The organism is Paraburkholderia sp. BL21I4N1 (assembly GCF_002973525.1).
Classification (GTDB): domain Bacteria; phylum Pseudomonadota; class Gammaproteobacteria; order Burkholderiales; family Burkholderiaceae; genus Paraburkholderia.
The window spans coordinates 47,493-69,886 of the sequence record NZ_PVEN01000019.1 but is presented as its reverse complement, the minus strand read 5'-3'; the positions used below and the strand labels follow the sequence as shown (position 1 = coordinate 69,886).

The following is a 22,394-nucleotide window of genomic DNA, read 5'->3' as shown; positions in this document are numbered from 1 at the left end:
GCGGTGACACACCCGTGATCAAAACCGGTCGTTTCATGAAACGTTTTTTATGTTCATGACATGTCCGCGACGGGCCGACGAAGCAGCGCTTCGCCGACGCTCCAGCAGATAAATTTCTTTTCATGCACACACGGCCGATCCGCTAACGCCGCTTGACTATCCTTCTCATCAACCGATCCACGAAACCATTGAGGTTCGCGCATCGGTGCCACCCAAACTGATTTATGAGGATTACGAACATGAAATCTCTGACGCTCGCCATCGCTTTTATCGGTGCAACCGCAACGGCTTCCGCCTTCGCTCAATCGACCACCGCGCCGACGCAGCAAAACGCCGCGCCGGCCATGCAAGTGGCGGCGAACACGACCAGCACCACCGGCAACGTGACGGGCTCGTGGGTCGCGCCGTACGGCCAGGCCACCCCCGGCAAGACGCGCGCTCAGGTTTATCGGGAACTGGTGCACGCGGAGAAGGACGGTCAACTGGCGTATCTGAATTCGACGATTTACGCGCACTGAAATGCTTCTGCCGAACCCCAGCCGACGGCGCGCCGTGTGGACACCACGTGGCCCTGTCGTCTGGACCTGCCTGGCCGCCCATCGCAACGCTCTGTATTGACATCCCCCTATCAATGACCCTTCGCACCGCGATCAAACGAACCGCTTCGTTCGCCGTCGCCGCCGTGGCTGCCGGACTGCTGTTATCCGGTTGCGCGACGAGCACCACACCGACCTCCGCCGACAATTGTGTCGGCCCGCCCAGTTACTGCAACATTTACTTTGGTTCATGAAAAAAGAGCGCGCTACCCTTTCGGGCAGCGCGCTCTTTGACTTGGTACGGGTGTTTTAGAACGAGTGACGCAGACCGACGCGTCCCACCACCTGCTTACCGTTCGACGACGGATCGAAGCCGGCGATTTGCGCGACCGCGCCGCCGCTAGCTTTCTGCAATGCAGCCAGTGCGTAAACGGCGGTGCGCTTCGACAGTTCGTATTCCGCGCTCAGGTTGAGCTGCTGATACTTCGGTTCCTGGTTGGTCGCATGATCGCGGCCATCCGTGTATGTGTAGCCGGCCGCGAGATTGAGCTGGCTGGTGGCGGCAAACGTACCCGCGAATTCATAGTTCTGGAACTTGACGTCCTGACCCGCATCGCCTTGCTGGAAGTCGACGTTGGTGAAGTTGCCCATCAGTTTGAACTTGCCGAGCTGATACGACGCGCCGGCCGCGAAGATGCCCTGGCTGCGCGCGTTCGCGAGGTAATTGCCGTACACCGCGTTGGTGAAGCCAGAGCCGTTCTGATAGCTCTGGACTGCCTGTTCCGGGTCGTTGACACGCAGGTAGCCGGCGCCGATCGAGAACGGACCGTTCGTGTACGAGGCGGCCGCGCTATAGGCGGAGTTATTCGAGAACTGGCCGGCCTGGCCGCCGAACGAATAGAGTGCCTCGCCGGTGAAGCCGCCGATGGTGGGACTCGTGTACTTCACGGCATTGCTGATGGCGAAACCGTTATCGAGGTTATCCATATCGTTCGGGTGGGAGAAGTACCAGCCGCCGTAGCTGTCGTTGAGCGAGAACGGCTCGATCAGGTCGACGAGCGGATCCCATTGACGACCGAGGGTGACCGTGCCGAGCGTTTTGCTGTCGAGGCCAACGTAGGCATTGCGGGAGAATGCGAGGCCGCTGCCGAGGCTGCCGTTGGTCGAATTGAAGCCGCTTTCCAGATCGAAGATTGCTGCGAGGCCGCCGCCCAGATCTTCTTTACCTCTTACACCCCAGCGGCTGCCGGCGCTGACACCGCTGGCCATCTGGTAGAGGTGGTTGCCGTTGACGTTGCTGGCGAAGTCGAGACCGGTATCGAGAATGCCGTAGAGCGTGACGCTGCTTTGCGCATGCGCGGTGGTTGCTACGCCGGCGCATAGCAGGGCTCCGAGCAAGTGTGCCAGCTTCATCTTTTGATTCATGAATCACCTTTCGTTTAAATAGGATGCCTGATGGCTATGGGGGTTTTTTTTGCCGCGGGGGTCAATATAGCTAGGCTGGAAAGTGGTGCGACTGCAAGGCAGTGTTTCAGTTTGTGCGTTGGGTTTTTCATTAATTGATCATTGACCTGGGGGTTTTTGCTGGGTTTGGGTCTGGTTTTTTTGGCCTTTCCTTGAATTCACGGTGGTCTATTAGCGTTCCCCCTGTGCGGGGGGGGCACCTACTTTTCTTTGCCTGCCGCAAAGAAAAGTAGGCAAAAGAAAGCGGCTCAAACCGCTAACCATGAAGCGGTCCCCCGCGCAGCCACGGTAGTGGTGCATCTGGAATCCGTGCCCTCGCACATTCCGCTTTAGTGACAAAGGCATCATTCATCCCGTCTCGCGCGATGCGCTCGCCGGAGGGGTCGGCGTGGACACCAGTGGCTTCGCTTTTGGATTGTGGGAGCCGTCGGCTTCGCCTCGGCGAGGCGCCGACACACTCAAGATTTCGGAGGTCGGTTCTAGTGAGCGACCGCGGGGCGCGCGCAGCGCCGCCGGAAGAATGACGGCTGTGCCACTGGCGCGGAGTGCGCGAGAAGACGGATTCCAGATGAGCCACTACCGTGACTGCGCGGGGGACCCGCTTAAGAGTTAGCGGTGTGAGCCGCTTTCTTTTGCCTACTTTTCTTTGCGGCAGGCAAAGAAAAGTAGGTGCCCCCCCGCACAGGGGGAACGCTAATAGACCACCGTGAATTCAAGGAAAGGCCAAAAAAATAACCACTCAAACCCCAACAGAAACCTGATACCCAAACCGACTAACAGTCTCAATCCTAACCTCAGGCACAACCCCAAAAATCTTCCTCCGAAGCCGAGAAACAACAAGATTAACGCTAGAAGGATCCACATCATCCTTCTCCGGCCACGCGTAGCGAATAAGCTGATCCCTTGCAACCGGCGCATTCACCTGCCGCAACAGACACTCAAGCAAAAGAAACTCCCGCCGCGTAACGGCAACCCTACGCCCCTGAAAAACCAGTTCCCGAGTCGCGGCATCGAGCGAAGGCACTTCAACGAAGGAAACCCCGGCGACAGACACAGAACCCCCAGAAGCGGAGCCCGCACCTAACCCACCACCGCGCCCAACCCTCTGCAAAGCCTGCATCCGCTCATGCATTTCAATAAACGAATAAGGCTGACAAAAACAGGCATCCGCGCCAGCCCGCAAAACCCGAGTGCGATCCTGCGCGGAAGCCACTCCCAACACAGCCACAATCGCCGCCCCACTCCCGGCAACGGCAAACTCCGCCACAAACTCCAGCAGCGCGGAATAAGCGCTTCCCTCCAGCACCATCAAAACAATCGCATCGAAGGGCTCCTGCCCCGCAAGAAAAACCCCATCGCGCAGATCGTCGGCACGCTGCAAACTATGCGCACTCTCCTGCAGCGCCTTGAAAAGCCACGCCGCTTCCGGATGCGACGGCCCCACGAACAGGACGCGCATTCATCCCCCCGTCATGACAAGAAAGGAACGCAAGCTCATGCCAACGTCCTCGACCAGCATTCGATGGAAATCTTCGCGCCCGGCTGCGCACTGCCGATCTTCATCGTGAAGTCGTGCACTCGCATCACCGCTGAAACAATGCTCAGGCCAAGACCCGATCCGGACAGGTGCCGGGTGCTCTCGCCACGATAAAACCGCTGCAACACGGCATCGCGTTCATCAGCGGCAATGCCGGGTCCGTTATCGACGATATCCATCTGCGGCCCCGCGGAAGTCTGGCGAAGTTCCATTCGTACCGCGCCCCCTTCGGGCGTGAACTTGATTGCGTTGTCCACCAGATTGCTCAACGCCTCGAACAGCAACGCGCGATCGCCATGAATCGCCTCAACCGGTTGCGCATGCACCGAAAGTTGAATCCCGCGACTCTCCGCGAGCGGCTCGTAAAGCTCGCCGACCTCCTGAATCAAGGTCTCCAGTTGCACTTCGCCAAACCCGCCGCGCCGCTGCAAGGTGCCGATCTCGGAGATCCGCAACATCGCGCGGAAGCGGTCGAGCAATGCATCCGTCTCGGTGCGGGCGCGCTCCACCAGCGTCGACAATTCGGCGTCGTCGAGCGTTCCAGTGTGCTCCGCCGCATGCGCGAGCAAAGTCCGCACATGCGCCAACGGCGTGCGCAGATCGTGCGCGATGCCGTCGCAAGCGCCCTTCACTTCGTTCATCAGGCGCTCGACTTCGGCGAGCATATGGTTCACCAGATGCGCGAGCATATCTACTTCGTCACGTCCGCCAATCGGCAGACGCTGCGCGAGATCGCCCTGTGCAATGCGCTGCGTGACGCGGCGAATCGCCTTGAGGCGGCGCATTTGCCGCACGCTCAACGCCAGGCCGCCAGCCACCCCCGCGAGCAGGCAGACAATCCCGCCGCTCACCAGCGCATCGATCACCGCCTCGCGAATCCGCAGAATGTGCGTGAGATCGCGCGCGATCACGAGCGTCGAGCCGTCCTTGCGTCGCTCGGCCATCGCGCGAACCACCGGCGCCTGATCGTTACGCCCCATCAAAAGCGCGAGATCGAGCGTCTTGCCTTTACGCGTGGTGGGCAACTGCGGCGGATAGACCAGCACGTCGCCGGCGATCAGGCGGCCGTCCGGCGCGAACAGGCCGTAGTAATTCGTATGCATGCGCTCGCGCTCGATGCGCCGGTGGATCGCATCGGCGATACCGGTGTCCGGCAGCGAGTCGAAGTAGATCAGTTGCCAGTCCATCACCACATCGGTTTCGCGTTCCATATCGCCGGTCACGGCCCAGCCGATGAAGCCCAGCAACAGCATCACCGAAAACGAAAAAATGACCGCGTAAATGGAAAGCAGGCGAAAGGTGGTGGAATGCCAGCGCCGCCCGAGCGCAGATTGAGCGGGGAAGGTTGTGTCCATCAGGAAGATTGGTTCATGCGAGGATGTAGCCCGAGCCGCGCACGGTCTGGATCATTTGCGTCACGCCGGGCGGATCGATTTTTTTGCGCAGGCGCCCCATGTGTACGTCGATCAGATTGGTGCCGGGATCGAAGTGATAGCCCCACACCGCCTCGAACAGCATGGTGCGCGTAATGGTCTGGCCGGCATGACGCATCATGAATTCGAGCACGCGGTACTCGGTGGGCAGCAACACGATCTCCTCGCCGTCGCGCTGCACCTTGCGTGAAATCAGATCGAGTTCGAGCGGCCCGACCCGCAGATGGGTTTCGAGTTGCGCAGCCGGCGTTTGACTGCGGCGCAGCAACACTTCGAGGCGCGCAGTCATTTCTTCGGGATCGAAGGGCTTGGTCAGATAATCGTCGCCGCCGGCACGCAGACCGCGCACCCGTTCGTCGACGTCGCCCAAAGCGCTCAGCATCAGCACCGGCGTTTGAATGCCGATGCTGCGCATGGTGGTGAGAATCGTCAGACCATCCACACCCGGCAGCATGCGGTCGAGCGTAATCACGTCGTAGTCTTCGCTGATCGCGCGCGCCATGCCGTCGCGGCCGTTGGCCACCCAGTCCACGGTGAAGCCGCGGCTTTTCAACTCACCGACAATTTCATTCGCGGTAATTTCATCATCTTCGATCGTGAGTACTCGCGACATGATCAATGCATGCGCCGCAGCCAGCTCTACCGATGCAAGCGACGGACGCGACCGGTTATCAGTAGAAGGACATGATGCCATATTCGGCTTGCGTGTTCAGTGCACGGGCGCGCGCCAGGGCGATTGCCGGCGCTCGACGCGAGTGCATCCCCGCAGGCTACGCGGGGTCGCATGGCGGATGAATATCCGCTTCATGAAGAAATATTTAAGTTCGCCGCAAGGGCGTCGAGCACGCTTCAAGGTGGTTGAAACCCGCCACTTGCCTCGATAAAACATATTTCATTTTGCCGACGCCGCTTCGGTATACCGCCTCCACTAGCCTACAGCCATCCCGCCGATCGTACTGGCGGCCCGACTCGATCCTTCTCGTGGATGGTAAAAAATGAAACTCGCAACCAAGACCCTGCTCGCCTCCCTGCTCCTGATCGGTAGCGCATCGGCCATGGCCGCGCCCGGCCTTACGCAGCAGCAATGCAACGATTATCCGTTCACGCCGCTAAAGAGCGAAGTGACGCACAAGCAATTGATGAACGAACTGGGCGAACTCGAAGCCGTAGGCTACAGCCCCAGCAACGACGACGACGACTATCCGAGCGACCTCGAAGCGGCCCAGCAGAAGCTGCAAGCCGAATATCGCGCGGACTGCATGCCAGCGGCGCCGCATGTGTCGGCCAGTGCGACGCAGTCGCCGGCTGGTGCGGGAGCGCCCGCAGCGGCGCAAGCGGTGCCGAATCAACCGGCAGGCTGAGCGTCGCGCGACGCAGCCCTGTGTGGTTCAACGCATTACCCCGCACAGCGTACAGGGTGAAAGCTTCGCGAGACGTTGCGGTTGGTTGAAACCGCAACGTCTCCGTCAGCGCCCGTTCGTCAGTTGCGCGCGTTCGTCCTCCCCCGAACGCGCGCGCTGCGTACGCTCCGCACGCCTTTCGTCGCGCTTGCGATGCAAGGCAGCCAGCCGCTTTTTGCCGTGCGTCAGCGACGCGATCGCATGGAACGCAACCGGCGCGAACACCAGGCCGAACAACGTGGCCGCCAGCACGCCGCCGAACACACCGGTGCCGATCGACCGGCGGCTCTCCGCCCCCGCGCCGCTCGACACGACCAGCGGCACGACGCCAAGCAGAAACGCCGCCGATGTCATCACGATCGGCCGGAAGCGTGCGCCCGCGGCTTCGGTCACGGCGCGCGACAACGGCATGCCACGCTGATACAGATCGCGCGCGAACTGCACGATCAGAATCGCGTTCTTCGCCGCCAGGCCGATCACGGTAATCATGCCGACCTTGAAGTACACGTCGTTGGGCATGCCGCGCAGCAGCACCGCGCTGACCGCGCCGATCACGCCGAGCGGCACGACCATCAGCACCGCCAGCGGAATCGTCCAGCTCTCGTACAGCGCGGCGAGCGCCATGAACACCGCTAGCAGCGACAGGCCGATCAGCATCGGCGTGAGCTTCGCGGCTGCGGTTTCCTCGCGCGCCGCGTCGACCCAGTCGTAGCTGACGCCGACCGGCAACGAAGCGGCCAGCCGTTCCATCTCCGCCATCGCCGCGCCGGAGCTATAGCCGGGCGCCGCATGGCCGCTCACGTCGAGCGACGGGTAGCCGTTGTAGCGCGTCAGCATCACCGGGCCGATGGTCCAGTGGCGGGTTGCGATGGCCGACAGCGGCACCATGCCGCCCGTCGCGTTCGGCACGGAGAGCGCGAGCAGATCGTCTTCGGTCATGCGGGTGGCGGCGTCGGCGGAAATCACGACACGGCGCATCCGGCCGCCGGCCGGAAAGTCGTCGATATAGGTCGAACCGAAAGTACTGCCCAGCACGTCGGTGAGGCGTTCGAACTGCACGCCGAGCGCATATGCTTTGGCCCGGTCGATGATGAGCTCCACGCGCGGCGCGTCGGGCAGATCTTCCGAATGCACCGAGGCCAGCACCGGACTCGCCTTGGCCTGCGCGAACAGTTGCTCGCGCGCGGCCTTCAGCGCGTCGAGTCCCACCCCGCCGCGATCCTCCAGGCGGAACACGAAGCCGTCCGAATGGCCCACGCCCGGCACCGCGGGCGGCAATTGCGCTTCGACGTCGCCCTCTAGAATCTTGTCGAACTTCTCGTTGAGACGGTCGCGCAACACCAGCGCGTCGGTATCGCGTTTGTCCCAGTCCTTGAGTTCGACGAAGCCCATCGCCACGTTCTGCCCACTGCCAGCAAAGCTCCAGCCGATCACACTGGTCACGTTCGCAATCGCCGGCTCGGCGTGGAGAATCGCTTCCATGCGCTTCACCACGGCCAATGTCCGCTCCTGCGTCGCGCCCGCGGGCAACTGCACCATGACCTGCAACTGGCCTTCGTCCTCGCTCGGCAGAAAGCCGCCTGGCATGTGCCAATACAGCGCGCCGCACACGCCGACCAGCACGACATACACGGCCAGCATCGGCCCGACCCGGCGCAACGTGCGTGCGGTCAGCCCGCGATAGCCGCTCGCGGCGCGATCGAAACCGGCGGTGAAACGGCTTGCCGCGCGTGCCGCGAAACCGGGCAGACCACGCCGCGCTTCGCGCTGGTGCACCGATTTCGTGTGCGGCTTCAGCAGATTCGCGCACAACGCGGGCGTCAACGACAACGCCATGAACGACGACACCAGCATCGACGCGATCATCGCCACCGCGAATTGCCGGTAAATGCCGCCGACGCCGCCCGGAAAAAACGCCATCGGCACGAATACCGCGGTCAGCACCGCGGTCACGCCGATAATCGCGCCGCCGATCTGCGACATCGCCTTGCGAGTCGCCTCGCGCGGCGGCAGACCCTCTTCTTCCATCACGCGATGCACGCTCTCCACCACGACGATCGCGTCGTCGACGAGAATGCCGATCGCGAGCACGAGGCCGAACATCGTGAAGACGTTGATCGACAGACCGCACGCGTACATGGCGAGAAACGCGCCCATCAGCGTGACCGGAATCACCACGGTCGGCACCAGCGTGTAGCGCAGATCGCGCAGAAACAGCCACATCACGAAGAACACCAGCACCACGGCTTCCGCGAGCGTGACGAGCACCTCATGAATGGCGATCTGCACGAAGTGCGCGTTGTCGAACGGAATTTCGACGGCGACGCCGCTCGGCAAGCCCTTCGACAATTCCGCGAGCCGCGCGCGAATTGCATTCGAGGTTTCGAGCGCGTTGCCGCGCGGTCCCAGTTGAATGCCGACGGTGGCCGACGCCCTGCCGTTCAGACGCGAATAGAACGTGTAGTTGTCGCGCCCGAGTTCGACCCGCGCGACGTCGCGCAGACGCACCGCCGAGCCGTCGGGCCGCGCCTTGATGACGATCTGGCCGAATTCCTCCGGCGAGACCAGCTGCCCTTTCACGCTGACCGATGCCGTGAGTTGCTGCCCCGGCACGAACGGCGCGTCGCCGATCGCCCCTGCGGTGACAGTGGCGTTCTGCGCACTGATCGCGGCATTCACCTCGGTCGGGCCGATGCCGTACTCGCGCAGCTTCATGGGATCGACCCAGATGCGCAGCGCTTCGTCGGCGTCCCACAGTTCGGCGGCGCCCACGCCCGGCGCGCGCTTCAGTTCGCGCAATACATAGCGGCTCAGATAGTCGCTCAATTGCACCGAGTCGCGCGTGCCGTCCGTGGAAGTGAGCGCGACCAGCATCAGGAAGGTATTGGCCGCCTTGAAGACGCTGATGCCCTGCTGCACGACCTGCTGCGGCAGACGCGGCTCGACCTGCTTGAGACGGTTCTGGATGTCGACCAGCGCCATGTCCGGATTGGTGCCGGGTGCGAAGGTCGCGTCGATTTCGAGGTTGCCGAGATTGTCGCTGGTGGTCTCGTAGTACAGCATGTTGTCCGCGCCATCGAGACTCTCCTCGATGATGCTGCCGACGTTGCCGTCCACGACCTCGGTCGACGCGCCCGGATAGGTCGCGGAGATAACGATGCGCGGCGGCGCCAGACGCGGATACTGCGCCACCGGCAGGAGCGGAATCGCGAGCGCGCCTGCCACGACGATGGCCAGCGCAACGATCCACGCAAAGACCGGACGGTCGATAAAGAAGAAAGGCACGCGTGAGTCCTTTCAGAGCGGCGCGACAGGCGCGAAAGCGGGCGCCTCGGCGAGCCGCGCCATATGCAGCACGTCGGCCAGCACGCCGTCGCGCAGCGCATAGCCACGCGAACAGCCTTCTTCGACAAAGCCGAACTTGCGATACAGCGCGATGGCCGGCGCGTTGTCCGCGTACACCGTCAGTTCGATGCGGCGCAAACCGAGCGCACCGTCGGCGCTGTCGACTAGCGCCCTCACCAGCGCCGTGCCGACGCCCTGCCCATGATACGCGTCGTGCACGCAGATCCCGAGCTCCGCGCCGTGCGAGCGCGCACGCGGGTAGACACTCAGCCCGGCATGGCCGACCAGTTGACCGTCGAGCCATGCGCAGACCGTCACGCCGTTGCCGAGGCGCCGCTCGTGCCACGCGGTGATCTGCTCGACGCTGCGATAGCCGAGCTGCAATGTGCCGCGCCGGACACCGGGCAGGCTCATGATCGCGGTGAACGCTTCCATGTCGGCGGGCTCGCAGGCCTTGATCGTGATGCCATTCATGAGCGGTGTGGCCTCGCTGCCATGCAACGTGTCGTTCTTCATGGCTTCGTTCCGTTGCGTGGCGCGCCGTTCGCGTTCAAAGGAGACGCAAGCGGGCCGGACATCAGCGGCGCGGGTTCGTGAAAACGCGCCATCATGAAACTGTCGATCAGCACGCCGCGTCGCAAAACCGCACCACGCTGACGCACTTCGATCTCGAAGCCGAACTTGTGATACGGCGCCAGCGCCGCATGATTATCGGCAAATACGTTCAGTTCGAGACGACGCAGGCCGAGCCAGTTGTCGGCGAGATCGAGTAGTTCGACCATCAGGCGGCGGCCGATGCCGCGCCCATGCCACGCGTCGTGCACGCTGATGCTGAACGAGCCGACATGCGAGCGGCGCCCTTTCATGGGCGACAGTTGCGCGATCCCGACCAGCGTGTCGCCGACCGTGGCCACCATGGCGATCGCAGTGGGATCGATTTTCGCCATCGACTCGCGCGTTTGCGCGAGCGTCTCGAACGGTACGTGCGGGTTGCCGTGGACCACCGCCGGCAACTGCAGCAAGGCGTGGTATTGCTCCGAGTCGGTGGGACGCAACGCGCGCAGCGTCAGTCCCGCGGGCAGGCTCTCAGAATCTGATTTTGTTTTCGAGTGTTGATCCATAGGCCTATAACGTTAATTCGAAGGACCTCACCAGAATGCCGGGCAGTTGCATGCCGCCCGTCGCGCGCTCGCCCCACGTCGAGTCGCTGAGTAGCAGTTCGGCCTGCGCGCCGAGTTGTTCGAGTTCGCTGCCGAGCAGCCGGTACAGACTGTCGTCGAAACGCATGGCTTCGAGCGGTGCGACGATCTCGCCGTTTTCCACCCAGAAGGTCGCGAAACGCGTCATGCCGGTCAGGCGGCAATTCATCCGGTCCGAGAAGTTCACGTACCAGAGATTGCCGATATAAAGGCCGGTGCCGATTTTCGCCAGTACGTCTTCTTCCGGCAGGTCGCCGGCTTTCATGGACAGCGCCACTGGCGACTCGCTCGCCAACGCACCGTTCGGCGTCAAACCGTATTCGCGCGCGCTGCGTGCGTTGGTCAGACGTTCGGCGCTACGGCCGGCTTCGATCAGCGGGACGCTGTCGCGCAGATAGCCGTCGTCGTTGAAGCTGGGTGTAATGCCGAGACTCAGATCTTCGCTGATCGAAACGCGCGGGTCGACTACGATTTCTCCCACATGCAGTTTGTACAGCTCGCTGCGCGAGCTGGCCTGCGCGCGTGCGGAAAAACCGCTCCACGATGCGACGCCGAGCAATTCGGCGAGCGCGGCGGGAGCGATCCACGCGCGGTAGCGGCCCGGCGCCAAAGCGCGCGGTGTGCGCGCAAGCACCTCGATACGCGCGGCCGCCTGCTCGACCTTGCGCGTGAATACCGCGTCGCTCCAGTCGTCGCCGGCGTAGGTCGTTTTGATCGCGCGGCCGCTCGGGTCGTACAGCGACCAGCTGAAGTTAAAGTTGTCGACTTCGTACCAGCCGCGGCTGCCGCTCGTCGATGCGAAGCCGCGCACGATCGTGCCACCCGCGTAGAAGCCCACGAAATCGAGCCCTTGCGCCGCTTGCGCGACGGTGCGCAACAAGCCGTCCGGCTCCGGCAATTTGCCGGAGCGCTGCGTGGCGCGCGACCATGTCGACGTATCGAACAGCAGATGCGGATCGTCCGCGGCATCGCGCAAGCCTTCGCGCAACGTGACGAGCGCGGCGCTCACTTCGTCGAGGTCCTGCCGCAGATCGCCGCACACAGTCAGCGTGGAATACGCCTGACGCGCGCCGTCGATCAAACGCAAGGTCAGCTTGCCTTGCGACACGCTGCCGGTTTGCCGCACTTTGCCCGTGTTGAAGCGGATAAAGTCGGACTGTTCTCCGGCAAACGAACTGAGCGTGGTTTCGCCGTCTTGCTGCAAACGCTCGATCGCGTCGGCCAGCGACGTGAAATGCTGCTGCCAGTCGACCGACGTCGTGGCGCGCGAAGCAATGAACGGGCTCATCAGGCGCCTCCGAACACGTCGATATCGCTAAACACGCAAGCCGGCGACGCATGCCCCACGCGAATGATCTGCGCCGGTTCGCCTTTACCGCACATCGACGTGCCATACACCTCGCGCGTGCCGGCATTGCCCACCGCGCTCAGGCTACGCCAGAAGTTCGCCGAGATGCCGCGATAGTTCGGCTGCTTGACCACCTGGGTGAGCTTGCCGTTCTCGATCAACTGGCCGTATTCGCAGCCGAACTGGAATTTGTTGCGATGGTCGTCGATCGACCAGGACGTATTGGTGCGCATCAGAATGCCGTGTTCGATATTGCCTATCATCTGCTCCAGCGAACGGTCGCCGGGTTCGATGTTCAGGTTCGCCATACGGTCGATCGGCGGACGGTTCCAGTTCGACGCCCGCGAGTTCGCCACGCCCGGCATGCGCGCGCGTTGCTGCGACAGCGCGCCGCCCAGCGGCCGTTCGAGCACGCCGTTGCGAATCAGGAACTGCTTGTCGGCAACGGTGCCGTCGTCGTCGAACGCGTACGAAGCGGCTTCCTCGCGCAATTCGGGGTCGAAGGTGACGTTCAGCAATTCCGAGCCATAGCGGTACGAGCCGAACATGTCCTGCTTGACGAAGCTCCAGCCCGCGAAATTGCGTTCGTCGCCGAGAATGCGGTCGAGTTCGAGCGGATGACCGATCGACTCGTGAATCTGCAGCATCATCTGATCGGGCATCAGCAGCAGGTCGCGTTTGCCGGACGGGCAATTCGGCGCGGCCAGCAATTGCAGCGCTTCATTGGCGACGCGCACGCCGGACCCGGCGAAGCCGAAACGCGCCAGCACTTCGATACCGCCCTGCCCGAGCGTGCCGTAGTTGCCGCCGAGCGTGCGCACCTGGGTGTCACCGTTCGCATGCGCGGCCACGCTCAGCTGCGGCATCACGAAGCGGAATTGCTGGTCGATCCGCACGCCGTCGCCGGTTATATAGAGCTGGTCGGTATGCGTGATCTGCACACCCGCCACGCGCTCGACAATCTTCGCGTCGAGGTTGGCACTCGCGCATTCGGCGGCCAGCAGGTCCAGCCATTCGGCGCGGCCCGGCAACGCGCGTTGCGCATTGGGCGACACGTAGTGGCCGCTGGCGGTGGGACGCGCCACCTCGCGATGATCGATCAGCGACAATGCCGCGCTCGCTTGCGCACGCGCGGTGGCGATATCGAGCGCCGCCTGCAGGCCCGCCGCCGTGAGATTCGCGGTGGCCGCATAGCCCGAACCCGCGCCGACCCAGGCGATCAACATGGCGCCGCGATCGCGCACGGTACGCAACGGCTGCGCGATGTCGTTGCGGATCTCGTGATCGTCGATCTGTTCGTCCACAATGCGCAGCGACCAGAACGCCGCGCGGCTCGTCAGCGTGCGGGCGGCTTGCGCCCAACGTTCGTCAATCATTCACGTGTCTCGTAGAAAACGATCAGGCGGTCGGCTCCGGCACGATCATCGAAGAGGCCAGCAGCGACTGCGTGTAGGGATGCGACGGTGCATGCAGCACGTCGAGCGTATCGCCCGCCTCGACAATGCGCCCCGACTTCATCACGATCACGCGGTGCGCCATGGCGCGCATCACCGCCAGATCGTGCGTAATGAACAAGTAGCTAAGCTTGTACTTTTTCTGCAGATTTGTCAGTAGATTCAGCACCTGTTTCTGGATCGACACGTCGAGCGCGCTGGTCGGCTCGTCGAGCACAAGCAGTTCCGGCTCGACGGCGAGCGCACGAGCGATCGCAATGCGCTGACGCTGGCCGCCGGAAAACTCGTGCGGATAGCGCAGCATCGTGTCCGCGGGCATGCCGACTTCCTCGAGCAGGCCGCCAATACGCGCGCGCCGTGTTTTCGCGTCGAGCTCCGGACTATGCATGATCAGACCTTCGCCGATGATCTGCTCGACCGTCATGCGCGGCGATAGCGAACCGAACGGGTCCTGAAAGACGACCTGCATGCACGAATAGAGCGCACGGCGCGACTTCGCCGTTTTCAGCGCGGCGAGCGGCAAACCGTCGATATGAATCGCGCCGGCCGCCGGTCGCTGCAGACCGAGCACGGTCGCCGCGAGCGTCGATTTGCCGGAACCGGATTCACCCACGATGCCAAGCGTTTCGCCGCGCCGCACGCTCAGATCGACGTCCTGCACCGCACGGAACGTCGAGCGGCCGAACAGCGAACGCCAGCCTTTCGCGGACGTGCTGTAGTCGACCGCGAGTCCCTGCACTTCGAGCAGGCGGGGTGCGTTCGGCTCGACCGGTTCGACCGCGCGCTGCGGTTCGCTGTCCAGCAGGCGACGCGTGTATGGATGCTGCGGATTGGAGAACAGCGCTTCCGTCGTATTGGTTTCGACCAGCACACCCTTTTCCATCACCGCCACACGCTGCGCGAAACGCTTCACGAGATTCAGGTCGTGCGTAATCAGCAGCACGGCCATGCCGCGTTCCGCCGCTTCCTGCTCCTGCAACGAGATCAACAGATCGACGATCTGCTGACGCACGGTGACGTCGAGCGCGGTGGTCGGTTCGTCGGCCAGCAGCAAACGCGGACGGCACGCGAGCGCCATGGCGATCATCGCGCGCTGACGCTGGCCGCCGGACAGTTGGTGCGGAAAGCTGTCGATCCGCCGCTCCGGCTCGGGAATGCCCGTGCGCCGAAGCAGTTCGATGCCGCGCTGACGCGCCGCATTGGGCCGCAAGCCTTCGTGCAAACGCAGGCTCTCGGCGATCTGCTTGCCGATCGTGAAGAGCGGATTGAGCGCCGTCATCGGCTCCTGAAACACCATCGCCACGTCGGCGCCGCGCAGACCGCGCATCTGCTGTTCGGTTTTCTGCAAGAGGTCTTCACCATCGAGCAGCATGCGGCCGCTCAGTTCCGCATGTTCGACCAGACGCAAAATCGACAACGCGGTCACACTCTTGCCCGAACCCGATTCGCCGACCAGCGCGACACGCTCGCCGCGCGCGATCGACAGGCTCAGTTCATGCACCGCGACCTTCTCGCCGAACCTGACGGAAAAGCGGTCGATTTCCAGCAACGGCCGACCGTTGGGCATTTTGCTCGGCATGGGTTTGGCGCTCATCGCGGACCTCCGCCGAATGCGGAACCACGCGAACGGGTATCGAGCGCGTTGCGCAACGCGTCGCCCATGAAGGTCAGCAGCAGCAGCGTGATCACCAGCGCGGCGAACGCCGACACCGAGATCCACCACGCGTCGAGATTGTTCTTGCCTTCCTGCAGCAACTCGCCGAGGCTCGGCGTCGGCGGCGGCACACCCAAGCCCAGAAAGTCCAGACTGGTCAGCGACAGAATCGCCGCGCTCATGCGGAACGGCAGGAACGTGATGACCGGCGTCAAGCTGTTCGGCAACACGTGGCGCCACATGATCTGCCAGTTCGACAGCCCCATGGTGCGCGCCGCCTTCACGTAATCGAGCGAACGGTTGCGCAGAAACTCCGCGCGCACGTAGTCGGACAGCACGAGCCAGCCAAACATGGACAACAGGATGAACAGCAGCCACAGCGTCGGTTCGAAAATCGACGCGAAGATGATGAGCAGATACAGGTCGGGCATCGAACTCCAGATTTCGATCAGGCGTTGACCGATCAGATCGGTGCGCCCGCCGTAGAAGCCCTGCACCGCGCCCGTCAACACGCCGATCATCACACCGGACACCGTCAGCGCCAGCGCCATTAACACCGACAGCCGGAAACCGTACAGCAGTCGCGCCAGCACGTCGCGGCCAAACTGATCCGTGCCAAGCCAGTTCGACGACGTTGGCGGCGCAGGATACGGGTTGGCCGCGAAGTAGTCGATCGTGTCGTAGTTGAAGTGATTCGGCGGATAGATCGCGAAGTTGCCGTTCGATTCCAGCCGCGAGCGAATATACGGATCGAGGTAGTTCGCCTTGGCCGGGAAATCGCCGCCGAACAGCGTTTCCGAATAATCCTTCACGATCGGAAAGTAATAGTGGCCGTCGTAACGCACCATCAGCGGCCGGTCGTTGGACAGCACCTCGCCGAACAGACTGATGACGAACAGCGTCACGAAGATCACGAGGCTCCAGTAGCCGAGACGCTGCCGCTTGAAGCGCTGCCACGTACGCCGCCACGGAGACGGCGACGCCGCGTGCGCCGCACCGGACAGGTCAGCGGTCCAGGCGGTTGAATTGGATGCGGGGGTCGACGAGGACATAGCAGACGTCTGCGATAAGTTTGGTTACGAGGGCGATCAGCGTGAACAGGAACAGCGAACCGAGTACGACCGGGTAATCACGGCGGATCACCGAGTCGTACGACAGTTGGCCCATGCCATCGAGCGAGAACAACGTTTCGATCAGCAGATTGCCGTTCAGAAACGCACCGACGAAGGCCGCCGGCAAACCGGTCAGCAACGGAATCGCGGCGTTGCGCAGCACGTGTTTCCACAACACGTCACGCTCCGGCGCGCCCTTCGCGCGCGCGGTGAGTACATATTGACGGCCGATCTCTTCGAGAAAAGTGTTCTTGGTCAGGATCGTGACGATCGCGAAGTTACCGACCACCGACGCCGTGACCGGCAGCACGATGTGCCACAGATAGTCGAGTACCTTGCCGAACGTGCTGAGGTCGCTGAAGTTATCCGACGTGAGGCCGCGCATCGGAAACACCTGCCAGAAGGTGCCGCCGCCGAACAGCATCAGCAGCAACACGCCGAGCACGAAACCGGGAATGGCGTAACCGGCGAGCACCAGCACGCTCGTCACCGTGTCGAAGCGCGAGCCGTTGCGAATCGCTTTCGAGATTCCCAACGGCACCGATATCAGATAAGTGAGCATCACGGTCCACAGTCCGAGCGTGATCGACACGGGCAGCTTCGAGCGGATCACGCCCCACACGCTTTCGTGCTCGTAGTAGGACTGGCCGAGATCGAACGTCGCATAGTGCTTGAGCATCAGCAGATAGCGTTCGAGCGGCGGTTTATCAAAGCCGAACTGCTTCTTGATCTGCTCGATCTGTTGCGGGTCCACGCCCTGGCTGCCGTGATAACCGCCGCCCCCTGCCCCCGCCTCTCCGCCACGGCCAGCGCCGTGGCGGAGTTGCGTCATCACCTGTTCGACCGGCCCACCCGGCACGAACTGCGTGACGACAAAGGTCAGCGTGACGACGCCGAGCAGCGTCGGCACCATCAAAAGCAATCGTCTGAGAATGTAGGCGAGCATGCGGGTCCTCAGTGGGCCGTGGCCGTTGATGCGGCGGTGGCAGCGGTAGTGTTTGTGGCGGACTGGGTGGCCGGCGCTTTGACGTACCAGTAGTTGATCACCCAGTCTTCATACTGGTACGACATCGGCACGGTTTTCGGAAAGCCGAGCGTGGTCTTGTAACCGATGCGCGCGCCCGGCGAGTAGTACTCGGGCACCAGATAGAACGAATAGATCAGGACGCGATCCAGTGCCTTGGTCGCGGCTTCCAGATCCTCGAGATTGTCGGCGGAGAGCGCCGCGTGAATCAGCGAATCGACCGCTTTCGAGCGAATGCCCGGATAGTTCTCGGAGCCGACTTCCGACGCGGCCGCGCTACCGAAACGGCGCGTCAGTTCCGCGCCCGGAATCGTCACCGGCGGGTAGATGAACGTGGTCATGTCGTACTCGAAGTTGTTGAGACGCTTCTCGTACAACGCGCTGTCGATCTCGCGCATATGGGCCTGAATGCCGAGCGTGCTGAGCGCCTGCATATACGGCAGGATCAAGCGGTCCATGCCGGGCTGGTCGTCCATTACCTCGATCGTCATCGGCGTGCCGTTCGCGTCGCGCAACGCGCCGTCGCGATAGTGCCAACCGGCTTGCGCGAGCAGATCGCGCGCGGCGCGCAGATTGCCGCGCAGCGAGTTCGGCGGAATCGTGTTCGGCTGCCTGAGCATCGGGCCGAATACTTCCGGCGGTACTTCGCCCTTCAGCGGTTCGAGCAACGCCAGTTCCTTCGGACCCGGCATGCCGGTCGCGCCGAACGGGCTCGCTTCGAAATAGCTATTGGTGCGGCGATACTGACCGTAGAACATCATCCGGTTCATCCAGTCGTAGTCCAGCGCCATGGTCAGTGCCTGGCGCACGCGCGGATCCTTGAACATCGGCTTGCGCAGATTCATCAGCATGCCCTGCATCTGCGCGGGACCGTCGCTGAATTCGCCCTTCTTCAACAAGCCGTTGTCAAAGTTCTTGCCGACATATTTGCGTGCCCATTGGGTGGCGCTGTACTCGACGATCGCGTCGGCGTCGCCGGCCTTGAAGGCCTCGAGTTGCGTGTAATGGTCGCGATACAGCTTGAACGTGATGCGCTCGAAGCGGAACATGCCGCGCCGCGACGGCAGATTCGCCGCCCAGTAGTCAGGATTGCGGCGATACGAAATCTGCTTGTCGTTCTTGCGGTATTCGATCAGATAAGGGCCGCTGCTGATCGGCGGCTGGGTCGCGATCTGGTCGAAAGGCGGGCGTTTGCCGTCGGCCTGCATGCCCCACTTCGGCGAGAAGATTGGCAGATCGCCGGCAATCAGCGGCGCATCGCGCTCGGCGTGTTTGAAGTCGAAACGGATCGTGTTTTTATCGATCACCGTCGCGCTCTTGATCACCGAGAACTGCGCATTGAACACCGGTGAAGCGTGCGAGCTGGTCAACGTATCGAACGAATATTTGACGTCGGCCGCCGTGATCGGATCGCCGTTGGAGAAGCGCGCAGCGGGATTGATATGGAAGATCGCGGAACTGAGGTCGGCGGCAACGTCTACGTTGTCCGCGATCAGTGGGTATTCGGACGCGAGTTCGTCCCAGCTGCGCTGCATCAGCGTGTCGAACATCAGGTTCTGAATGTCGGGCGCAGGAGCGCCGCGTAACAGAAACGGATTCAGCGAATCGTAGCTTTGCAGTTCGTTGTAGTTCTCGAAACTGAGCGAGCCTTGGGTCGGCGCGTCAGGATTCGCATAGTCGAAGTGGGTGAAATTATCGGGATATTTCGGTTGATCGTATTGCGCGATCGACGGTTTCGCCTGCGCCACGTGCGGGATCGTAGCGAGCACGGCCAGAGCGCCGAATGTGCCATTGACTAGCGCGATCGTCATCGAGACGCGCGCGGCGCGGCGCATCGCGACGAGTGAACAGCCCAGTGCGTCGTGCAGGCGCAGCAGTCCGGATTTCATCATTCTTTTCGTCAGCCCATACAGTGCGCACCGGCTTGTGGCCCGAACGCGATTCAACCCGCGACCCGGCAACAGCCGGTCGCCATTGCCGGTGCGAGTCGATCCATTGCAACGACAGCCCGTATGCCCCATCGTCGCAGGAAAAGTACTCGACCAGAACAACCCGCTCCGGTTTCCTGACTGCAAGAAACCGGAGCGGCAGATCCTTCACGATTCGTCAGCCTGATCGCTCAGACATCAGAACTTGTACGTCGCACCAACCTGTGCAAAACGGCCGATGTACGAATAGATCGATTGGTCGTAACCATTCTGATCCAGCGTGCCGTTCGCGAAGATCGGATCATACGGAGGCGTGCGATTGAAGATGTTGTCGATGCCGCCGAAGATCGTCCAGTGCTTGAAGCCCGTGTACGTCACCATCAAATTGAACTGGCTGTACGAACCGACCTTGCTCGTGGCCGGCGACAGGTTCTGTGCGTACGGACCCGTGAACTGCCACGTGAGCGCCGCGTCGAACTTGTGGTACGACCAGTCCACGGTGGTGTTGCCCTTCCAGCGCGGGAAGCTGCCGCCGAACGGTTGCGTGAGGGTGTAGTTGTTACCCGCGCCATTCACCGGCGCCTTACCCGGGCTGCCGATCTTGAAGCTGTTCACGTAAGCCCAGTCGCCCGACAGGGTGAACGTACCGGCGGTCGTGGTCGGCAGTGCCTGACGGAACGTGCCTTCGAACCCGTTGGTGTCGAGGTAGCCCAGGTTTGCGTACGGAATGACCTTGTACAGCAGGTTGCCGTTCGCATCGAGCACGGTCTGCGACGGCGAGCCCTGGCCGATCACGTTATCCACGCGAATCTTGTACCAGTCGAAGCCGATGTCGGTCGTGCGGGTCGGCGCCAGCTGGAAGCCGATGTTCAGGTTACGCGTACGTTCCGGGGCGAGATTCGGATTGCCCTCGGTGATCGACGTGTAGTTCTGGCCCGACGCCTGGTCCACCTGGATGCCCAGCGTTTGCGACTTGCTGTTTTCCACAAACGTCGGCGCACGGAAACCGCGGCTGTACGACGTGTACATCGTCAAGGCCTGCACCGGCTGGTAGCGCAACGCGAAGCGCGGCGAGAACGCACCGCCCACATCGCTGTAGTGGTCGTAACGGCCCGACTGGCTGAACGTCAGGTTGTGGATGATCGGAATGTCGACCTGGTAGTACACGGCCGCCACGTTACGCTGACCGTTCACCGTCTGCAGATTCGGGTTGATGACCTGACCCGTTGCAAACGCGGCGCCCGGGTTCATCACTTCGCTCTGGTGCGTGAACTGCGCGCCCATACCGAAGCCCACGTCGCCGGACGGCAGGTGGAACAGCGTCGGCGTGGACAGCGTCGCGTCGACCGTGTCGAGCTTCGAGATCGCCAGGTTGTTCGCGTCCTGATACAGACCGTTCAAGCCATTCGGCGTCGCCGACGGATTCGCGAAATCGAACGTACCGTTCTGGTAAATGTTGGTCAGTGCATTCGCGTTCAGCTGGTTCGTGTACGTATTCGAAACCGTGCTTTGCGAGTGGCTGACCGACGTTGCCCAATCCCAATCGCCGTTCGGCAGGCCGAACGAGCCCTTGAGACCGGTCGACGCGCGCCAGTAAGTGGCATACGTCTTTTCCGACACCGTGTTCGGGAACGCGTACGTGAGCGGCGTATCCACGCCGTACGGGTTGTACGGGCTGCCTGCCGGCACGTTGATGTTGAACGGCGTGAGCAGCTTCGTCGCCGGATTCATGACCAGCGTCGGATTCTGCGGATTGCCGACCACGTTGCCCCACAGACCGTCGTTCGTGGTGGTCGTGTTGCTGCTGATCAGGAAGTCGCCGAATGCGGTCGTCTGATCGTTGATCTTGAAGTCGGCGTGAACCTTGGCGTTGAAGCGCTCCATCATCGGCGCGATCGACGTGCCTTCCGCCGTGTTATAGCCGCACACCGTGCCCGGCTGTCCCGCCGTCAGGGAGTTGGTGGCCGAGGGGTGCACCGAGCCGCCGAAGCCGCAACCGCTCAGCGCCTGCGGGCCGCCGGGCGTATTCCAGTACGACGGTGCGAGCAGCGAGAAGCCACCCGGCTGATTCGTGAAGTCCTGGTTGCGCGTCGAGTCGCGGTCCGCCAGCGTGAAGCCGTTCGACTTGTAGTAGCTCGCCGCGGCCGTCACGTTGAAACGATCGGAATTCAGGTCGCCGAAGCCGCCCAGCACGCCGAACTTGGTCGTGCCGGCGCCGCCGCCGCCATTGATCGCGCTGCCGTAGCTACCGTCGAGTTGCAGGCCCTGAAAGTCATGCTTCGTGATGATGTTGACCACGCCCGCGACAGCGTCCGAGCCGTATTGCGACACGGCGCCGGTTTTCACGATTTCGATCCGGTCGATATCGTTCAGCGGCAGCGTGTTCAAGTCGAAGAACGAGTCGACGCTATTCGAGAAGAACGCGAACGGCGCGACACGTTGCCCATCCACCAGCACCAGCGTGTATTTTTCGCTCAGACCGCGCAGTGCGATACCTGCAGCGCCTGCGGCAAAGTTGCCGGACTGACCTTCGCTCCAGCTATTCGCCGAGTTGGCCGAAGTGTCGCGCAGAAAGTCGGCGACCGTCGTCGCGCCGCTATTCAGAATGTCCTTTTGCGTAACCGTCTGCACCTGATTGAAGCCGACCTTGTCGGAACTCCGGATCAGCGAACCGGTGACTTCGAACCGCTTCAGTTGCTGGACGTTGCCTTTACCCGCGGCCGGCGCGGCGTTATCCGCCGACGGCGTCGCGGCAGCGCCCGACGCGGCAGCCGCGGGCGTAGCCGGCGTGCTTTCCGTGGTCGTTGCGCCTGCCGCGCCCGTCGGGGCCGGCTGGCTTTGTGCGAACGCCGGTACGGCGATTGCGGCCGACAATGCCAGTTCAGCCCAGATTATTCTTTTGATGGCCAGCGCCAATGCCCTTTGTTTCATTTTTCCCCTTCTCGCTCGTCAGTAAGGCC

At 62.5% G+C, this 22,394-nt stretch carries 16 protein-coding genes; 2 read left to right on the top strand and 14 right to left on the bottom strand.

Features of this window, described 5'->3' with window-relative positions:
- Window positions 1-239 precede the first annotated feature (239 nt).
- Window positions 240-518, top strand: a complete 279-nt coding sequence (locus B0G83_RS32255; RefSeq protein WP_051980545.1) for a DUF4148 domain-containing protein — start codon at window positions 240-242, stop codon at window positions 516-518.
- A gap of 327 nt (window positions 519-845) precedes the next feature.
- Here the strand turns inward: B0G83_RS32255 and B0G83_RS32250 are convergent, their stop codons facing one another.
- From B0G83_RS32250 to B0G83_RS32235, 4 genes are all read right to left on the bottom strand, one after another.
- Window positions 846-1,943 (bottom strand): porin, encoded by a 1,098-nt coding sequence (locus B0G83_RS32250; RefSeq protein ID WP_181157148.1) that lies wholly within the window; start codon window positions 1,941-1,943, stop codon window positions 846-848.
- 796 nt (window positions 1,944-2,739) lie between these two features.
- Window positions 2,740-3,459 (bottom strand): response regulator transcription factor, encoded by a 720-nt coding sequence (locus B0G83_RS32245; protein WP_105511386.1) that lies wholly within the window; start codon window positions 3,457-3,459, stop codon window positions 2,740-2,742.
- A 35-nt stretch (window positions 3,460-3,494) separates the two neighbouring features.
- Window positions 3,495-4,892, bottom strand: coding sequence for a HAMP domain-containing sensor histidine kinase (locus tag B0G83_RS32240; RefSeq protein ID WP_105511385.1), 1,398 nt, complete (start codon window positions 4,890-4,892; stop codon window positions 3,495-3,497).
- A gap of 13 nt (window positions 4,893-4,905) precedes the next feature.
- Window positions 4,906-5,583 carry a response regulator transcription factor gene (locus B0G83_RS32235; protein ID WP_035551424.1) on the bottom strand — a complete coding sequence of 226 codons (678 nt, stop codon included), beginning with the start codon at window positions 5,581-5,583 and terminating at the stop codon, window positions 4,906-4,908.
- Window positions 5,584-5,965: 382 nt separating this feature from the next.
- On the opposite strand from B0G83_RS32235, the gene B0G83_RS32230 reads away from it, so the two are divergent.
- Window positions 5,966-6,331: a DUF4148 domain-containing protein gene (locus B0G83_RS32230; RefSeq protein ID WP_105511384.1), complete on the top strand. Its 366-nt coding sequence runs from the start codon at window positions 5,966-5,968 to the stop codon at window positions 6,329-6,331.
- A gap of 105 nt (window positions 6,332-6,436) precedes the next feature.
- Here the strand turns inward: B0G83_RS32230 and B0G83_RS32225 are convergent, their stop codons facing one another.
- From B0G83_RS32225 to B0G83_RS32180, 10 genes are all read right to left on the bottom strand, one after another.
- The gene (locus B0G83_RS32225) at window positions 6,437-9,655 is read right to left on the bottom strand and encodes a multidrug efflux RND transporter permease subunit (RefSeq protein WP_105511383.1); all 3,219 of its coding nucleotides are present in this window, start codon (window positions 9,653-9,655) and stop codon (window positions 6,437-6,439) included.
- Between the two features lie 12 nt (window positions 9,656-9,667).
- Window positions 9,668-10,231, bottom strand: coding sequence for a GNAT family N-acetyltransferase (locus B0G83_RS32220; protein WP_105511382.1), 564 nt, complete (start codon window positions 10,229-10,231; stop codon window positions 9,668-9,670).
- Window positions 10,228-10,836: a GNAT family N-acetyltransferase gene (locus B0G83_RS32215; protein WP_105511381.1), complete on the bottom strand. Its 609-nt coding sequence runs from the start codon at window positions 10,834-10,836 to the stop codon at window positions 10,228-10,230. Before B0G83_RS32215 ends, B0G83_RS32220 begins: the two co-directional genes overlap by 4 nt.
- 4 nt (window positions 10,837-10,840) lie before the next feature.
- The gene (locus B0G83_RS32210; RefSeq protein ID WP_105511380.1) at window positions 10,841-12,202 is read right to left on the bottom strand and encodes a TldD/PmbA family protein; all 1,362 of its coding nucleotides are present in this window, start codon (window positions 12,200-12,202) and stop codon (window positions 10,841-10,843) included.
- A complete protein-coding gene (locus tag B0G83_RS32205; RefSeq protein WP_105511379.1) occupies window positions 12,202-13,638 on the bottom strand; it encodes a TldD/PmbA family protein in 1,437 nt (478 codons plus the stop codon). Before B0G83_RS32205 ends, B0G83_RS32210 begins: the two co-directional genes overlap by 1 nt.
- 22 nt (window positions 13,639-13,660) lie before the next feature.
- Window positions 13,661-15,310 carry an ABC transporter ATP-binding protein gene (locus B0G83_RS32200; protein WP_258168412.1) on the bottom strand — a complete coding sequence of 550 codons (1,650 nt, stop codon included), beginning with the start codon at window positions 15,308-15,310 and terminating at the stop codon, window positions 13,661-13,663.
- Window positions 15,307-16,422 (bottom strand): ABC transporter permease, encoded by a 1,116-nt coding sequence (locus B0G83_RS32195; protein WP_105511378.1) that lies wholly within the window; start codon window positions 16,420-16,422, stop codon window positions 15,307-15,309. The genes B0G83_RS32200 and B0G83_RS32195 overlap by 4 nt, the downstream gene beginning before the upstream one ends.
- Window positions 16,376-17,428 (bottom strand): microcin C ABC transporter permease YejB, encoded by a 1,053-nt coding sequence (locus B0G83_RS32190; protein ID WP_105511377.1) that lies wholly within the window; start codon window positions 17,426-17,428, stop codon window positions 16,376-16,378. The genes B0G83_RS32195 and B0G83_RS32190 overlap by 47 nt, the downstream gene beginning before the upstream one ends.
- 8 nt (window positions 17,429-17,436) lie before the next feature.
- Entirely contained in the window at window positions 17,437-19,395 is a 1,959-nt protein-coding gene (locus B0G83_RS32185) for an extracellular solute-binding protein (protein WP_374954960.1), read from the bottom strand.
- A 237-nt stretch (window positions 19,396-19,632) separates the two neighbouring features.
- Complete coding sequence (locus B0G83_RS32180; RefSeq protein ID WP_105511376.1) at window positions 19,633-22,365, bottom strand: TonB-dependent receptor; 2,733 nt, start codon at window positions 22,363-22,365, stop codon at window positions 19,633-19,635.
- Between the last annotated feature and the right edge of the window lie 29 nt (window positions 22,366-22,394).

What these genes read in the sequence shown, in the direction of transcription:
- B0G83_RS32255 (WP_051980545.1), top strand. Translation starts at nt 240, where the DNA reads ATGAAATCTCTGACGCTCGCCATCGCTTTTATCGGTGCAACCGCAACG.
- B0G83_RS32245 (WP_105511386.1), bottom strand. Translation starts at nt 3,459, where the DNA reads ATGCGCGTCCTGTTCGTGGGGCCGTCGCATCCGGAAGCGGCGTGGCTT.
- B0G83_RS32240 (WP_105511385.1), bottom strand. Translation starts at nt 4,892, where the DNA reads ATGGACACAACCTTCCCCGCTCAATCTGCGCTCGGGCGGCGCTGGCAT.
- B0G83_RS32235 (WP_035551424.1), bottom strand. Translation starts at nt 5,583, where the DNA reads ATGTCGCGAGTACTCACGATCGAAGATGATGAAATTACCGCGAATGAA.
- B0G83_RS32230 (WP_105511384.1), top strand. Translation starts at nt 5,966, where the DNA reads ATGAAACTCGCAACCAAGACCCTGCTCGCCTCCCTGCTCCTGATCGGT.
- B0G83_RS32220 (WP_105511382.1), bottom strand. Translation starts at nt 10,231, where the DNA reads ATGAAGAACGACACGTTGCATGGCAGCGAGGCCACACCGCTCATGAAT.
- B0G83_RS32215 (WP_105511381.1), bottom strand. Translation starts at nt 10,836, where the DNA reads ATGGATCAACACTCGAAAACAAAATCAGATTCTGAGAGCCTGCCCGCG.
- B0G83_RS32210 (WP_105511380.1), bottom strand. Translation starts at nt 12,202, where the DNA reads ATGAGCCCGTTCATTGCTTCGCGCGCCACGACGTCGGTCGACTGGCAG.
- B0G83_RS32205 (WP_105511379.1), bottom strand. Translation starts at nt 13,638, where the DNA reads ATGATTGACGAACGTTGGGCGCAAGCCGCCCGCACGCTGACGAGCCGC.
- B0G83_RS32200 (WP_258168412.1), bottom strand. Translation starts at nt 15,310, where the DNA reads ATGAGCGCCAAACCCATGCCGAGCAAAATGCCCAACGGTCGGCCGTTG.
- B0G83_RS32195 (WP_105511378.1), bottom strand. Translation starts at nt 16,422, where the DNA reads ATGTCCTCGTCGACCCCCGCATCCAATTCAACCGCCTGGACCGCTGAC.
- B0G83_RS32190 (WP_105511377.1), bottom strand. Translation starts at nt 17,428, where the DNA reads ATGCTCGCCTACATTCTCAGACGATTGCTTTTGATGGTGCCGACGCTG.
- B0G83_RS32185 (WP_374954960.1), bottom strand. Translation starts at nt 19,395, where the DNA reads ATGAAATCCGGACTGCTGCGCCTGCACGACGCACTGGGCTGTTCACTC.
- B0G83_RS32180 (WP_105511376.1), bottom strand. Translation starts at nt 22,365, where the DNA reads ATGAAACAAAGGGCATTGGCGCTGGCCATCAAAAGAATAATCTGGGCT.